The sequence below is a fragment of the Micromonospora eburnea genome (genome assembly GCF_900090225.1).
Taxonomy (GTDB): Bacteria; Actinomycetota; Actinomycetes; order Mycobacteriales; family Micromonosporaceae; genus Micromonospora; species Micromonospora eburnea.
The window spans coordinates 93240-107782 of record NZ_FMHY01000002.1 but is presented as its reverse complement, the minus strand read 5'-3'; the positions used below and the strand labels follow the sequence as shown (position 1 = coordinate 107782).

At 72.7% G+C, this 14543-nt stretch carries 19 protein-coding genes; 5 read left to right on the top strand and 14 right to left on the bottom strand.

Translation table 11 applies throughout. From position 1 onward, the window contains the following. Nucleotides 1–3: 3 nt before the first annotated feature. The 14 genes from GA0070604_RS00665 to GA0070604_RS34195 all read right to left on the bottom strand — a co-directional run bounded on the left by GA0070604_RS00665 (nucleotide 4) and on the right by GA0070604_RS34195 (nucleotide 9672). Entirely contained in the window at nucleotides 4–402 is a 399-nt protein-coding gene (locus tag GA0070604_RS00665; RefSeq protein WP_141721187.1) for a hypothetical protein, read from the bottom strand. Beyond that, nucleotides 399–1004, bottom strand: a complete 606-nt coding sequence (locus GA0070604_RS00660; protein WP_091112435.1) for a hypothetical protein — start codon at nucleotides 1002–1004, stop codon at nucleotides 399–401. The genes GA0070604_RS00665 and GA0070604_RS00660 overlap by 4 nt, the downstream gene beginning before the upstream one ends. Nucleotides 1005–1025: 21 nt before the next feature. Then, nucleotides 1026–2360, bottom strand: coding sequence for a phage major capsid protein (locus GA0070604_RS00655; protein ID WP_167363363.1), 1335 nt, complete (start codon nucleotides 2358–2360; stop codon nucleotides 1026–1028). A 5-nt stretch (nucleotides 2361–2365) separates the two neighbouring features. Further along, complete coding sequence (locus GA0070604_RS00650) at nucleotides 2366–2656, bottom strand: hypothetical protein (protein ID WP_091112154.1); 291 nt, start codon at nucleotides 2654–2656, stop codon at nucleotides 2366–2368. Then, nucleotides 2653–3333 (bottom strand): head maturation protease, ClpP-related, encoded by a 681-nt coding sequence (locus GA0070604_RS00645; RefSeq protein ID WP_091112152.1) that lies wholly within the window; start codon nucleotides 3331–3333, stop codon nucleotides 2653–2655. The genes GA0070604_RS00650 and GA0070604_RS00645 overlap by 4 nt, the downstream gene beginning before the upstream one ends. Next, on the bottom strand, nucleotides 3330–4559 hold the full coding sequence (locus GA0070604_RS00640) for a phage portal protein (protein ID WP_091112149.1): 1230 nt from the start codon (nucleotides 4557–4559) through the stop codon (nucleotides 3330–3332). Before GA0070604_RS00640 ends, GA0070604_RS00645 begins: the two co-directional genes overlap by 4 nt. A gap of 48 nt (nucleotides 4560–4607) precedes the next feature. Continuing rightward, nucleotides 4608–6098: a terminase gene (locus GA0070604_RS00635; RefSeq protein WP_091112145.1), complete on the bottom strand. Its 1491-nt coding sequence runs from the start codon at nucleotides 6096–6098 to the stop codon at nucleotides 4608–4610. Then, nucleotides 6031–6435 (bottom strand): terminase small subunit, encoded by a 405-nt coding sequence (locus GA0070604_RS00630; protein ID WP_141721193.1) that lies wholly within the window; start codon nucleotides 6433–6435, stop codon nucleotides 6031–6033. The genes GA0070604_RS00635 and GA0070604_RS00630 overlap by 68 nt, the downstream gene beginning before the upstream one ends. Nucleotides 6436–6940: 505 nt before the next feature. Next, a complete protein-coding gene (locus tag GA0070604_RS00620) occupies nucleotides 6941–7891 on the bottom strand; it encodes an HNH endonuclease (protein WP_091112135.1) in 951 nt (316 codons plus the stop codon). A gap of 48 nt (nucleotides 7892–7939) precedes the next feature. Continuing rightward, entirely contained in the window at nucleotides 7940–8170 is a 231-nt protein-coding gene (locus GA0070604_RS00615; protein WP_091112133.1) for a hypothetical protein, read from the bottom strand. Then, nucleotides 8170–8331 carry a DUF6011 domain-containing protein gene (locus tag GA0070604_RS32205; protein WP_167363362.1) on the bottom strand — a complete coding sequence of 54 codons (162 nt, stop codon included), beginning with the start codon at nucleotides 8329–8331 and terminating at the stop codon, nucleotides 8170–8172. The genes GA0070604_RS00615 and GA0070604_RS32205 overlap by 1 nt, the downstream gene beginning before the upstream one ends. Nucleotides 8332–8426: 95 nt before the next feature. Further along, nucleotides 8427–8822, bottom strand: coding sequence for a hypothetical protein (locus GA0070604_RS00610; protein WP_141721192.1), 396 nt, complete (start codon nucleotides 8820–8822; stop codon nucleotides 8427–8429). A 140-nt stretch (nucleotides 8823–8962) separates the two neighbouring features. Further along, complete coding sequence (locus GA0070604_RS00605) at nucleotides 8963–9481, bottom strand: hypothetical protein (protein WP_141721191.1); 519 nt, start codon at nucleotides 9479–9481, stop codon at nucleotides 8963–8965. Continuing rightward, entirely contained in the window at nucleotides 9478–9672 is a 195-nt protein-coding gene (locus GA0070604_RS34195) for a helix-turn-helix domain-containing protein (protein WP_091112122.1), read from the bottom strand. Before GA0070604_RS34195 ends, GA0070604_RS00605 begins: the two co-directional genes overlap by 4 nt. Before the next feature lie 130 nt (nucleotides 9673–9802). Here GA0070604_RS34195 and GA0070604_RS00595 point away from each other — a divergent pair, with 130 nt between their 5' ends. The 5 genes from GA0070604_RS00595 (at nucleotide 9803) to GA0070604_RS00575 (ending at nucleotide 14543) form a co-directional block, all read left to right on the top strand. Continuing rightward, a complete protein-coding gene (locus GA0070604_RS00595) occupies nucleotides 9803–10093 on the top strand; it encodes a helix-turn-helix domain-containing protein (protein WP_141721195.1) in 291 nt (96 codons plus the stop codon). 9 nt (nucleotides 10094–10102) lie between these two features. Further along, nucleotides 10103–11461, top strand: coding sequence for a 3-oxoacyl-ACP reductase (locus tag GA0070604_RS00590; RefSeq protein ID WP_091112425.1), 1359 nt, complete (start codon nucleotides 10103–10105; stop codon nucleotides 11459–11461). Nucleotides 11462–11904: 443 nt separating this feature from the next. Continuing rightward, entirely contained in the window at nucleotides 11905–12738 is an 834-nt protein-coding gene (locus tag GA0070604_RS00585) for a MaoC/PaaZ C-terminal domain-containing protein (RefSeq protein WP_091126814.1), read from the top strand. 81 nt (nucleotides 12739–12819) lie between these two features. Continuing rightward, nucleotides 12820–13572: an NUDIX hydrolase gene (locus GA0070604_RS00580; RefSeq protein WP_091112421.1), complete on the top strand. Its 753-nt coding sequence runs from the start codon at nucleotides 12820–12822 to the stop codon at nucleotides 13570–13572. Further along, nucleotides 13569–14543 carry a BUD32 family EKC/KEOPS complex subunit gene (locus tag GA0070604_RS00575; RefSeq protein ID WP_091112418.1) on the top strand — a complete coding sequence of 325 codons (975 nt, stop codon included), beginning with the start codon at nucleotides 13569–13571 and terminating at the stop codon, nucleotides 14541–14543. The genes GA0070604_RS00580 and GA0070604_RS00575 overlap by 4 nt, the downstream gene beginning before the upstream one ends.

Below are 14543 nucleotides of genomic sequence, written 5' to 3'. Positions count from 1 at the left end.
CTCCTACTTCTTCGAACCGATGACGTCGAGGGTGAACAGGGCGGCCAGCTGGTCGACGCCGGCGATCGTGACGACGTCGACGTCGCCCTCTGTGCACGTCACCTCGTCGCACGACGTCCAGGCGTACGCCTCGACCAGCGCGTACACGCTGGCCGGTCCCGAGGCGTTGAGGTAGGCCGCCAGCCGGTCCCGTGTCTGCTGCTCGTTCGGGGGACCGAAGGAGATCACCAACTGCAGGGTGATGCGCCAGTTCGCGCCGTCGATCAGGTAGCTCGCGTTGGTCGGGTAGTTGACCACCGCGGCCGGCGGCGACACCTTCCCCACCGGCCACCCGTACGCGCGCAGGCCGTCCACCTGGCCCATGCAGGCGGCGACCTCGTCCATCACTGCGGCAAGGTTCACCCTGCCGCCCACCAGCGCACGAGGCCGGCCAGGCTGACCGCGACGTCGGGGTCCAGCCGGGCGAGTAGCCGGATCTCGGATCCCTGGTCGGGTGATCCGGCGACGCCGGCGGGCGCATCGCGGCGCCACGCCAGTCGGGAGCCCTGCAACAGCGCGGCCTGCACCACCGGTACGGGGACCTCCGGCCAGCCCCACTTGCCGCTAGTGACGGTCACCCCGTACTCGGCCCGGCCCACGATCGGGTACCCCGGTTTGATCAACAACCGCTCGTACACCATGCCGTCCTGCATGGCGTTGGCCGGTTCCAGGTCGAGGTCGGCCGGATCGACCGGGCCGGCGTCGACGTTGACGACCAGGCCGTCGACGTCGTACAGGTCGTCGATCGCGACGACCCACCGCCGGCGGCGGCGATCCCACACGGCGGTGTACCGGCGCGTCTGGGGAGCGTCGACCTTGCCGAACTGCCGGCCGGTGTGCGTGTCGATGGCGCGGGACGCGGCACCGGCCGCGATGGTCAGGAACTCGTCGTCAGCGGTCACACCGGAGCGGGTGCAGAAGTCCCGCAACTGCACCAACGTGACGTAGTCAGGCTTCCAGACCATCGCGGCCGACTCCCCCCACCGTCAGGCCGCGTTGGCCTGGGCCAGCGCGTACGCCTTGCGGTTCTGCACGTTGCCGTCCGCCCGCTCCCAGGCGACGTACTCCACCTGGCCGTAGTTCGCCCGCGAGTACGGGTTGACGATCATCGTGAAGTTGGCGACGCGGCGGATCGTGTACGCCTCCCGCAGGTCGCCGAGCACACCCCACCGCGCGTTCAGCGTGGTCATGTTGGGGAAACCCTGGTCGATCACCACCGGGTAGCCGAGCAGCTCGCGGGCCGGCCGGCCGCCGATGCCCGAACTCTGCTGCGGGTCGACCAGGGGCCGGCCGGCACTGTCGACCAGCGCCCGGATGCGCTGCCACGTGTTCTTACTGAACGCCCACTTCGCGGACTGCTCGTACGCCGGGTCAAGCGCGGACTCGATGTCGAGCAGCTTCTGATAGGTGATCGCGTTGCCGGCGGCCAGCACCACGTCCGCGGTGAGGCCGGCGTGCGCGATGCCGTACGGCTTGCCGGATCCGTCGGCCGTCACCCAGTCCCGGGCCTGCTTGCGGGCGATACGGGTGGCGAGCGCCCGAGCCAACAGCGCCTCGATGTCGAACTCGGCGTCCTGAATCAGCTCGACGGAGACGCGCAGGCCGGCGTTGGGGTCGGCCCCGGTCGAGGTGTACTTGTACGCCTTGAGCGAGACGGAGCCGAACGCCAGGTCGGCACCGCCAGCGAATGCCGCTTCCTCCGCGGTGATCGCACCCTCGGACGCGGTGTCGTCCACCGACGGGTACTCGACCTCGCCGCCCCGGTCGGTGGCGAAGCCGTCGACCTCGGCGGCCAGGCCGCCATAGGACTTCTGCGCCTCCACCAGCTTCTGCCGGAACTGCGGCGATACCAGGTAGCCGCCCTCGCTGTCGGTGCCGACCTGCTGGGCGTTCATCAGGTCGGAGTTGGGCTTGCCCGAGCGCAGGTAGTGGTTGAACGCCTGGTTGTAGGTGTCGTCGCGGCGTGCGGTGCCCGCGTACGCGGCGACGGCCAGGTCCCCAGGGACGGGCGTCTCGTACGCCTCCTGGCGCCGGCGGATGTTCTCCGACCGGCGGGCGCCGGCAAGCGCGGATTCCAACCGCTCGTACCGGTTGGCCTCGGCGTCGGTCAGCGCGCGGGTGTCGGTGTTCGCCGCGATCGCCGACATCTCGTCCATGATCTCGTCGATCGTGGCGGGGATCGGCTCGTCGCGTGGCTGGGTGGCGGCCGCGGGGTCGCCGGCCGCCGGCGGAGCCGGCCGGTTCGCCGGCGGCGCCGGCGGGCGGGCGGGCGCCCGGTTGAAGAAGCGAGCCACGTCCAGCGGGGTCGCCTTCGGGTCCATCGGTGTCATCCCCTCTTACGGCCAGCGGCGGCCCGCTGGTTGGTCGGGCGGCGGCGGCGCAGCTCGCACTGGTGGTACATCCACGCCTCGGCCGGGCTGAGCGGGCGGCCGTCGACGGGGAGCGCGGCCATCTCGGCCAGGAGCTCGTCGTCGGTGGCCCTCTCCACCCAGCCGGCGTAGACCTGCTGGAACTGCTCCCAGTCGTCCACGTCGGCGGTCGCCTGGTCGGGCAGCTTCGGTGCGGTACGCGGCCGGTCGGGGGTGTCCTCGGCGGCCGGGGTCGGGGCGTCGGTCATCGGGCGGGTGTCCTTTCCAGGTGGGCGCGCGCCCGAGCTGTGACCAGCTGCGTACGCGGCAGGATGTTGGATGCGGGTTCGTCGTCGATCGCCTCGTCGGCCAGGCCGGCGGCGGCCGCCTCGGCGGCGGTGTACCAGGTCTCGGCCCGCATCGCGGCCCGCCAGTCGTCGGCGCTGCCGCCGGCGCGGGTGGCGTAGATCGACGCGATGTTGTCCGATAGCCGGCCCAGCTGCGCCGCGGTCTCCAGGTGGTCGGCCTCGTTGCCTATGGTGAGCGCCAGACCGTCATGGATCATCAGCTCGCTGTGCCGGTTCATGACGCGATGCTCGGCGGCTTGCAGGACCCACGACGCGGCCGACGCGGCCAGGCCGTCAACGGTCGCCTCGACGCGCGCCGGGTGGTCGCGCAGCGCGTTGTAGATCACGAACCCGTCGTAAATCAGGCCACCGGGGGAGTTGATCCGCAGGTCGATGACCGGGGCGGTGATGCCGCGTAGGTCACGCACGAACTCGCGCGCGGAGATGCCCCACTCGCCGATCACGTCGTACAGCTCGACCAGGGCGCGGTCGGCCTCGTTGCGGATCGTGTACCAGCCGCCGGCGCCGCGCTGCGTACGGCCGGCCGCGGTCGACCAGCGGGACAGCAGCTCGGGCGGCAACAGCTCGCGGACGGTCACGCCGGTACCTCCTGGGGCTGCTGGCCGGGCTGCGGCGACGGCAGCGCCAACACGTCACCGCCGGCGATGGGCGGCAGACCGAGCCGGGCACGAGCCTCGTTCACGGTGAGGATCGGCTTGCCGGTCTGCTTGATCAGCAGGTCGATCTCCTGCTCGGGGGTCGGCCTCTCCCACTCGTGGTAGTCGAACCGCACCGACCGGGGCGCGGCGAGCAGGCGGGACAGCCGCTGTTCGAGGCGTGCCGTCCAGTGGGCCAGGGTGTAGCGGGACAAGCCGCGGTTCTGCTCGGCCACACCGGTGCCCCAGCTGGTCTGCTTCTCGGTCTGCATCAGCAGATGCGGCGGCACGCCGGTGAAGCGTGCGATCTCCTCGATCTGGAACTGGCGGGAGGAATGGAACTGCGCCTCTTCGTTGGTCATCTGCCACTTCTGCAGGTGGATCCGCCGGTTGATCACCGCGATCCCGGAGGCGTTCTCCCACCCGGCCGTTTTCAGGTCGAGGTCCTGCTTGATGTGCTGGGCGTCGTCCGGGCCCCATTGTTCCCCTTCCTCGGGGGTGGCGAGGCCGGACATCAGGGCGCCGTCGGAGAACATCTTGCCCGCGGCCCGGTCCCCCGCCACGGCGATGCCCAGGCTGTTGGCGGCGACCTGGAGCAGGCCGACGCCGCGGCGGCCGTCCAACGACAGGGCCGGGCAGTACGTCATGGTCTTGTCGGTGAACTCGCGCCGGGACCCGTCCTGCAAGAACGCCGTATACGTGCGCTGGTAGGGCGTGGACAGCTCGCTGGCCGCCTGTTTCGGCGGCGGGTCGACCTGCACGCTTCCCGGGTGGATCGGCACCAGGCCGGCCAGGGCACCGCCCACGTTGTACACGTGGGCCAGACACGCGGCACCGTGCATCATCTGATGCGCGATCACGGTCTGTTTCCACTCGAACGGCGTCATGCCGACCACCCCGCCGGGATCGTCGAACACCGACCGGACACGGGTCACCACGCCGTCGACCTCGCGGACAGTGGGCATCGGCAGCATGGCGATGGTCCCGGACACCAGGTTCACCGCGCGCCACATGGCCGACAGGCCCAGCGCGGTGGCCTCCCCCACCGGCACGCCCGAGTAGTTGCCGACACCGATCCGGAAATACTCGGCCAGCGCGGGGTCAGAGATGCTGACCAGGTCACTCGGCGCTTGCGCCGGGCGCCGGCGACGCCACAACCTCCACCCCATAACCGGAAGGGTATCTCGTGTGATCGAATTCCGGAATTGAGGATCGCGTCACCGGCGCGCGGTCACCACCGCGAGGGGCGGCGGGGGCGTCGGCAGCGTGCGGGCCAGGTGGACAGCGCCGGCGACGGCGTACACCGCGGCGGCGCTGCCGCCGGCGCGCACGAACACCCAGGCGTCACCGGGGCTCTTCTCGACGGCTTCGGCCTGGGCGTCGAGCATGTCCTGACCGGAGTGCACCACCGTCCGCCCGTTGACCTCCTTCGCCAGCCCCATGCAGACGGCGGACGTCTCGCCTCGGATCCCGGCGACGGTCACGCCGGGCGGCGGCCAGTCCCGCACGCCGGCCTTGCGGCGGTCCGCGACCCGGGCCGCCACGGCGGCCGCCGGGCCCGTCGGGAACCAGCCGAGCACCCGGGGCCGCAGCTTGGCCACCCAGCCGGGCAGCTCGCGTTCCATGGCGGCCGCGGCCGCCGGCCCGGTCCACTCGTGCACCGTCTCCACTCGGACCCGGCCGTCCTCGAGAACGGCCGCCGCGGCAAGGACGGCGTGCGTGGTGTCCGGGGACAGGTCGATGCACAGCGCGAGCCGGGACCGGGCGTCGTCGAGGGTTCCGGGCACCTTGCATTCGCCCCAGCCGGTCGGGTCGAGCGCCGGATTCAGCTTCGGCACCGACATGCACAGGACCTCGGTGACGAACCCGGCGACCTCCTCCGGGTCGGCGCCCGGCATGGCCAGGCGCGTGGCGGCGCCGGCGATGACGTCCGGGTCCATCCGCCGGCCCAGCTGCGGGTTGGCCGCAGCCCAGCCGGCCGGGTCGGTGATGTGCGTACCGGGCGGGGCCGAATACTCCAGGATGCCCAGCCGCGGGTCGCCCTCGCCGGTCTCGACGAACTTCACCGCGGCGGTACGCAGGGCCCGCAACACCACCGACCGGACGTCGCCCTGGTTGGTGATGTAGACGATCTGGGCTTCCGGCACCGCGTTCGTGGCGAACGTGACCGCGTTGTACGCCTCCCAGGTGTGCTGCTCGCGCAGCTCGTCACCGATCGCCCGGCGGATCGTCTTGCCGCGGCCGCCCTTGCGGGTCGCCGCGCCGATCTTGTACGCGCAGCGGTCGGTGGTCGACAGGACCTGTTGCCCGTTGCCGATCCGGACGGAGCGCACCCGGGCGGCGAGCGCCGGCGTTTGCTGGGCGAGCTCGACGGCGAACTCCCACGCCTCCTTGGCCTGCTCCAGGTCGGTTGAGGTGCCGAACACCATGGCCTGCCGCTCGACGAACATCCAGTACAACGCCAACACCTTGCACAGGTGCGTCTTGCCGTTCTGGCGGGCGACGATGATGAGGATCTGGCGGAACCGCGGCCGCCCGTCGGGCAGCAACTCGCCCAGGTGGATCACGCACCACTGCTGCCACGGGTCCAACGGCTGACGCAGGATCTCCCGGGCGAACCAGATGACCCGGAAGCCGTAGCTAGTCTCCGGCGTCAGCGGCCGTAACGGCCGGGTCCACAGCCTCGGTGTAATCGAGCCCAGCGGCACCACCTCCGCCGGCGGCGGCGTCGGCTCGCAGCTGGTCGAGCTGACCGCTTGCAGGGTCACCGCCGGCCTCCTGTCCTCCACCACGCACCGCCGGCCGGGCGCCCGGACTCATCCCCAACCGGTCAAGCGTGGCCTCAAGCCTGCGACCGATGATGTCGACCTCGGTGATCACCCGTTTGTGGTGCACCGGCGAGTCGATCGCCTCTTCCTCGCCCAACCGCTTGATCAGCCGGTCCAACTGGCGGGCGTACGTCAACGCGAGCTCCACCGTGGCGGCATCCCGAGGCAACCGGGGCGTTTCCTGCAACGCAAGGCGAAGTTTGCTGGAAATCGTCACGAATTGCCCCGCTCTGGCGAAAAACCGGGGCCTCCGGAGGCCCGGGGGGAGAGAAAAGGACAGGGCGCGGGTGTCCCTGGGGTCAGGCTCCGAACTTTTCGCGCCGCGCTGCGCGGTCGCGCTCGCGCCGGCGTCGACCGCGTGCACGAACGCGCATCGCGTCCTAGGAAGCGAGATCTCACCATCGAGTCACCGGCCTGTTCGGTGGGTCGACGTGCTCGGTCGGGTCACCGATATGCAGGTTGCACGCCGCGCAGCTGGCCACGATGTACGCCGGATCATCGCCGGTCACCGCGCGGCCGCGCGTGTGGTGCGCGTGCCCCGCGTTCGGCCCGGTCAACTCGGCCCGGCCCGTACACCGATGCGACCCGGGCACCCGATCGCACCAGCCGTCCGCGTGCGCCCGGCACCGGTAGCCGTCGCGCCAGAGCACGAACGCGCGCACGGTTCTCCACCGCCTGGTGCTCCCGCTCGCCCAGCTTGCCGACATGATCCAAGTATCCGGTCACGGTTCATCCATGCCAGGGCGAGGAACGTCCGGGGGATGCCCGGCCTTGGGTACGCGGGGGCGCAGGTACGGGGATGCCCTGCCGGCTGGTCGGACAGTATCGGGAGGCCCGAGCCTCGTCGATGAACCTGTGACGATGCCCGCCCCGTCCCGTCCGGGAGAGGTCCGCTCCTGTGACCGTCCCTGGTCTGGGCGTAGATCTGCGCGCACACCGGTGACCGGACACGCGACTGCACCTGTGACCGGACCTGCGACGGTCGCAGGTTCTGTCGTAGGTCCGTCGTAGGTTCCGTCGTTGGTCTGGTCGGTGGTAGGTACGGGCAACAGCACCATGTCCGCCTGCTCGGGCGTGCGCCGGTTCTTACGGTTGTTGCAGCCGCGGCACGCCACGACAAGGTTGTCCATCCCGGCGGCCACCTCGGGGTCAACGTGGTCGAACGTCATGCCCTCGTCGGTGATCCTGTCGCTGTGCTTGCACAGGCGGCCGCAGTAGCGGCACCGGTCCCGGTCGCGGTCGCGTACCTGCCGCTTGAGCTTGGCGTCGCGCAGCTCGCGTTTCTTCGCGCGGTGGACGTCGTTCTCGCTGCGGCTCGGGTTGCGGTCGAGGTAGTCATGTACGGCGTAGGCGTAGTCGGCGTGCCAGGTGCGGCCGTCGAGGCACGGACACGCCGGCGTCGTTCCGTCCGGGTTACGTACGTGCAGCAGCGGCGCCCGGCCGTACCGGGCGCGCAGCAGCCGCGCCGTGGTGGCCTTGGTGCCGTACTCGTCGACGACGTCGGCCGGGACGAACCCGTCAGTGCCGGCACCGGCCACCCAGGTCACGATCTGAAGCCAATGGCCGATCGTGGCGCATCGCTGTTCTGTGGCGCGTACGCCGGTGGCCCCGTCATCGACGAGGCCACGGATTTTGACCGAGGTAATCAGCTTGTCGTCGATGCGGAGCCACACGGGGCGGTGCCTTCCTGGAGTTGTGCGGGTTGCGCTGGGTGGTGCTGCTCAGGCCTTGCGGACACGGACCCGCCCATACCAGCGGTAGCGGCCCCGCTCGCCGGCGATCGGGGTCGGCGGCATCGGGTCGGTCCGGCACGCCTGGGTGTCCGTCGAGTCCGGCTCGGGCACGACGATCAGGCCCATCGCGGCCAGCTGGGCGCGCAGCTGGGCGATCTCGTCCCAGGTGCCATGCGCCCACACCTCCAGGCCGATCGCGCGGCCGATCGTGCGCGCCATCAGCTCACCCCCGGCACATGGACGTCGACGACGGGCAGCAACTCGTCCTGGACGTGGTGCTGGCGGCGCAGCTTGCGCCAGCACTTGTCGCCGATGCGGCGGGCCCTGGACGTCGGCGACGTGCACAGCCGGCCGCAGAGCCGGCAGCGGACCGGGGTCATGCCTTGGACCACCGCCCGGCGGCGAAGCCGACCAGGTACGCGCCGGCGGTCGCGGCCGCGGTCCACACGAAAATCAGCAGCGTGGCGGACATCGGTCACGCCCCCAGCGCGGTGTACGCCGCGGCGGTCGGCCAGTAGCGAGGCGTGCGAGTGCCGGTGTCCCACGGGAACGGCGGCAGAACCCCGAGGTCGATCAAGGCGTCGACGCCCTCCCCGACGCTGCGCACCGGACGGAATATGGCCCGGACCGGCCAGGGGTGGTCCTTGGTCGGGCGGGTGAACACGGACACACCGCACCCGCCCACCCGCTCGATACGTACGCCGGCGGTCGCCTGGCTGGAGTCGGCGGCGTTGATCCACCCCATCCAGTCGTGCGCGGTCCAGCCGTGCGTGCGGGCCCAGCAGTGCACCGCGGCGAGTAGGTCACGATCGGCTGCGGTCAGCTCGCCGGAGAGCAGGGGGTTGTCCGGTGTCGGTGTCGGATACGTCATGATCACTCCTTGAGTCAGAGATGAGGGCGCGCGCCGGGCCCGGGGGAAGCACGGCTGAACGTGGGCCGTATCGGGCCCGGCGCGCGCGTACGCGCCCGGCGGCCGGCCGGATTGTGGTGGTCACGGCCGGCCGCCGGGGATCAGTGGGCGGCCAGCCAGACGAGGCCGGCCGCGGCCGCCATGGCGACGAGGACGAGCGCAACCAGCGCGGTGGTGGCGGACGCGCAGCCGCCCGGCCGGCCCTCACCGCCGGCGGTGCCGGGCGTACGCCGGCGGCCGGGCCCGGACGGACGCCGGCCGGCACCGCCACCCGTACCCGGGCCGCGGGTGCCCCGGTTCGCCTCGGGCTCGACGTAGCCGACGCCGGGCCGCCACCCGTCCGGCCAGATGTCGTGCCGGGTGACGTCGTCGACGTACTCCGTACGCGGCTCCGGCACGGGCCCGCCGGCGGTGGGCAGGTTCGGCCGGTTGGCCAGCCAGTCGCCGTACGCGGCGTCCTTCCGGTCGCCGGCGGCCGGGTCGGTACGCGGCTCGGGCATCACCAGGGGCCGGGTGACGTCGGCGATCAGCGCGTCAATGCACGGCAGGCACGGGCACGACGGCGGGTGCGGCTCGTCGGCCGGACGCGCGGCCGCCGGGAACATGTCGCGCTGGCTCAAGACGCCACCGCCTCGGGCTGCGATCCACTGAGGATCGCGGTCACGTCGTCTGCGCGGACCTTGGCACGCCCGCCCGGCATGGGTACGGACCGGAGCTTGCCGGCCCTCACCCAGCGGCGGACGGTCGACGGCGAGACCTCCAGACGCGCAGATGCCTCGGGAATGCTTAGCAACGTTCGATTTGACGCCATGCGGCAGACCGTAGCCACGGACGGAAGTGCCGTCAAGCGTCACTCGCGCGCTCTTCCGTCAGAAACCCGTCCGCGTGTCAATCAATGCGCGATATGGCGATCTTTGCGCGGTGCCGCTACGCTTCCGGACATGACGATGGCTACGACGGTCCGGCAGTCCACAGGGTGGATCGCCGATGACTCGACGTTCGGCGCTCGCCTGGCCCTGGTCAGACAGCGCATGGGCTGGGGGAACATCGCCGAGGCGGCGAAAGCGTGCGGCCTCCCAGTCGACTCATGGCGCAACTGGGAGCGCGACAACCGGGCGCCGCGCCGGATCACGGTGATCGCTAAGCAGATCAGCACGGCGAGCGGGTGCGACTACCTCTGGCTGCTACTCGGGCCCGATCACGGGGGCGAGGGTGGAACTACTCGCCAGTAGGCTACGCCTATGACCGACAGGTACGCGAGCTTCGTCCAATCGGGGGCCGGTCGCGCGCTGGTCAAGCGCCTCGGGCTGCCCGATCCGCCTCGACTGCGCCGGCACACGCCGGGCGACCCGCTCGTTCCCGGGCCGGTCCTGCTCGGCTCCGCGACCGGGGGCCGGCTCGCCGAGCCGGTCGGCAAGATCCTGACCGCCGCCGGGGTCGAGCTGGCCGACCCGACCACCACCCCCGGTGCCACGTCGCGCTTCGCCGCCCTGGTGTACGACGCCACCGGCATCACCGACTCCACCGAGCTGCGTCAGCTCTACGACTTCTTCCACCCGCAGGCCCGGGCCGTGCGGTCCAGCGGCCGGGTGGTCGTGCTCGGTACCCCGCCGGCCGAATGCGGCTCGCCCCGCGAGGCGACCGCCCAGCGCGCCCTGGAGGGGCTGACCCGCAGCATCGGCAAGGAGTTCGGCCGGGGCGTCACCGCCCAACTGGTGTACGTCACGGCGGCCGGGGGCGCCGGCACCCCGGTCAGCCTGGAGGCCACCCTGCGCTTCCTGCTCTCCGGCCGGTCCGCGTACGTGTCGGGGCAGGTGGTCCGGGTCGGCGCCGGCACCGCCACGGTGCCCGCCGACTGGGACCGGCCGCTGGACGGGCAGGTCGTCCTGGTCACCGGGGCCGCGCGGGGCATCGGCGCGGCGCTCGCCGGGGTGCTCGCCCGGGACGGCGCCCGGGTCGTGGCGCTGGACGTTCCGGAGGCGGGGGACGCGCTGGCCGCGGTCACCAACGAGATCGGCGGCAGCGCGGTGCAGCTCGACCTGACCGCCCCGGACGCCCCGAATCGACTGGCCGAGCACCTGGCCGGCCGGCACGGGCACGTCGACGCGGTGGTGCACAACGCCGGCATCACCCGGGACAAGACCCTCGGCCGGATGGACGCCGACCGCTGGGACTCGGTCATCGACGTGAACCTCTCCAGCCAGGAGCGGATCAACGACGTGCTGCTGGCACGCGACCTGATCCCGACGGGCGGGCGGATCGTCTCGGTCTCCTCGATCGCCGGCATCGCCGGCAACCGGGGGCAGACCAACTACGCGACCAGCAAGGCCGGCGTGATCGGCCTGGTCGACTCGCTCGCCCCGGTGTTGCACGAGCGCGGCATCAGCCTCAACGCGGTCGCGCCCGGGTTCATCGAGACCCGATTGACCGCCCGGATGCCGCTCGTGCTGCGCGAGGCGGGCCGGCGGATGAACAGCATGGCCCAGGGCGGCCTGCCGGTCGATGTGGCCGAGACGATCGGCTGGCTGGCCTGGCCGGCGACCGGCGCGGTCACCGGCAACCTGATCCGGGTCTGCGGCCAGAGTCTGCTGGGGGCGTGATGGCGCGGCGGAAGCAGCGGCGGGCGGATGAGCCGGCCGAGGAGCTGTCGGTGCACGAGCTGATCGAGGGCCCGACCCAGGATCTCACCGCGGCCCGGAACGCGGTCGCGGCGGCGGGCGGCGGCCCGGGGCGGTCGCCCGACGAGACCGCGGGCCTCTCCGGCCTGGCCGCCGAGGAGACCCAGGACCTCTCCGGCCTGGCCGCCGAGGTCACCCGGGACCTGTCCGGGCCGGCCGCGGCGGTCACCCGGGACCTGTCCGGGCCGGCCGCGGCGGTCACCCGGGACCTGTCCGGGCCGGCCGCGGCGGTCACCCGGGACCTGTCCGGGCCGGCCGCGGCGGTCACCCGGGACCTGTCCGGGCCGGCCGCGGCGGTCACCCGGGAGCCGGCGGCGGTCGCCGGGCCAGCGGCCGGGGAGCGGGTCCGGATCGACCTGCCCCGGATGCCGGCGGCCGGGGCGCTCTACCGGCGTGCCCTGCTCGGGGCGCTGCCCGGGACGGGCGGGCGGCGCGGGCCGGGCCTGCCCGAGGTGGAGCTCGGTGTCAGCGGGGTGGCCGTGGACCGGGCGCACCTGGCCGACTACGACCGGGTCTGCGGGTTCCGGCTCGCCGACCGGCTGCCGGCCACGTACCCGCACGTGTTGGGCTTCCCGCTGGCGTTGCGGCTGATGACCGCGGCGGAGTTCCCGATCCCGTTGACGGGGGTGGTGCACGTGGCGAACCGGATCACCGTGCACCGGCCGGTCGAGGCCGGCGAGACCCTGGACTTCCGCACGTACGCGGAGCGCCTGCGCCCGCACGAGCGGGGTCGGCAGCTCGACGTGGTGCTGATCGGTTCGGTCGGCGGCGAGGAGGTGTGGCGCGGCGTCTCGACGTACCTGGGGAGGGAGCGGACGGCGGGCGGCGGCCCGCGGCGCGACCGGGGCGACCGTCCGGCCCCGCCGGCCACCTCGGCCCGATGGCAGGTGACCCCCCGGGTGGGGACCGAATACGCCCGGGTCTCCGGCGACCACAACCCGATCCACACCTCCCGGCTCGGGGCGCGGCTGTTCGGCTTCCCCCGCCCGATCGCGCACGGAATGTGGAGCAAGGCCCGCTGCCTGGCCGCGCTGGAGGGCCGACTGCCGGAGGCGTACACGGTGGAGGTGGCGTTCAAGCTGCCGGTGCCGCTGCCGTCCACGGTGGCCTTCGGCGCCACCGCTACGGGCGGGGCCTGGGACTTCGCCCTGCACGACGCGCGGTCCGGCGCGCCGCAGTTGGTGGGCACCGTCCGCTGAGGAGGAAAGGGGGTTGGCAGTCGACCCCTCGTACGCTAAGTTGTTCTCACATTGAGTTGTTCTCATAGTGAGAGAGACGCCGTGAACGAGCAGGACTTCCTCGCCGCGTACGACCCTCGGGACTATCCGGCGGTCGCGGTCACCGTCGACGTGGTGGCCCTGACCATCCGCGAGGGCGCGCTGCACCTGCTGCTGATCCGCCGGGGCGCCCCGCCGTACGAGGGGCACTGGGCGCTGCCCGGCGGCTTCGTCCACCCGGACGAGGACCTGGCCACCGGTGCCCGCCGGGAGCTGGCCGAGGAGACCGGGCTCGGCGGCGAACGGCTGCGCCGCGTCCACCTGGAGCAGCTCGGCAGCTACGGCGCTCCCGACCGCGACCCCCGGATGCGTGTCGTCTCGATCGCCCACCTGGCGTTCGCCCCCGACCTGCCCGACCCGTCCGCCGGCACCGACGCCGAGGACGCGGTCTGGCTGCCGGTGACCGCGTTGACCAGCCGGCAGCTCGCCTTCGACCACGCCCGGATCATCGACGACGGGCTGGAGCGGGCCCGGTCCAAGCTGGAATACACCCCGCTGGCCACCCGCTTCCTCGAACCCGAGTTCACCATCACCGAGCTGCGGGCCGTCTACGAGACGGTCTGGGGGCACCCGCTGCACGCCGGAAACTTCCACCGCAAGGTGCTCTCGGTGCCCGGCTTCGTGGAGAGCACCGGGGCCAGCACCGAGCGCGGCGGCGCGCGCGGCGGGCCCCGGGCCAAGCTCTACCGCGCCGGCGACGCCCGGCTGCTCCACCCGGCGCTGCTGCGTCCCGCCCGCGAGGAGACGGTCCGGTGAGGACCGAGGAGGCGATCCGCCTGGTCACGGAGGCGCGCACCGACGCGGACCTGTTCGGCGCCGACATGTCCACCCACCGCTATCGCAGGCTGGTCGCGGCCCTGCACCCCGACCGGCTGGGCGCGGCCGACCCGGCGGTACGCGCCGCCGCCACCGACGCGCTGATCGAGGTCACCACCCGATGGCGGGGAGGAGGCGGCACCATGCTCGGTGACTACGCGCTCCGCCGGCTCGCGTACGCCGGCGACCTGGCCGACCTGTACGACGTCGGGGCGGACCGGCTGCTCAAGCTGCCCCGGGACCCGGCCGACAACGACCTGATGGCCCGCGAGGCGCGCGCCCTGCGGGTGATCGCGGAGCGGGGCGACCCGCGCTACCTGCCGTACGTGCCCCGGCTGGTCGACTCGCTCCGGATCCGGGACGCGGCGACCGGGGCGGACCGGTTGGCCAACGTGCTGGCCGCCGCGCCCGGGCTGCACAGCCTGGAGGAGGTACGCCGGGCGTACCCGGACGGGCTGGACCCGCGCGACGCGGCCTGGATGTGGCGGCGGCTGCTGGTCGCCCTCGGCCTGGCCCATCGCGCCGGGGTGGTGCATGGCGCGGTGCTCCCCCGGCACGTGCTGATCGAGCCGGACGCGCACGGCCTGGTGCTGGTCGACTGGTGCTTCTCGATGGTCGACGGCGGAGTGGTCCCGGCACTGGCCCCCGGCGACGAGGACTGGTACCCGCCGGAGGTGACCGGGCGTCGGTCCTGCGGCCCCGGCACCGACCTGGCGCTGGCCGCCCGCTGCCTGACCTGGCTGATGGCCGACCGTGCCCCGCGCGAGCTGCGCGCCTTCGCGGCCGGTTGCCAGCGCCCGAAGCTGGCCGCCCGGCCCGACGACGCGTGGCGGCTGCTCGGCGAACTCGACGAGGTGCTGGAGCGGCTCTACGGCCCCCGCATTTTCCGGCCCTTCACCCTCAACCCCTAG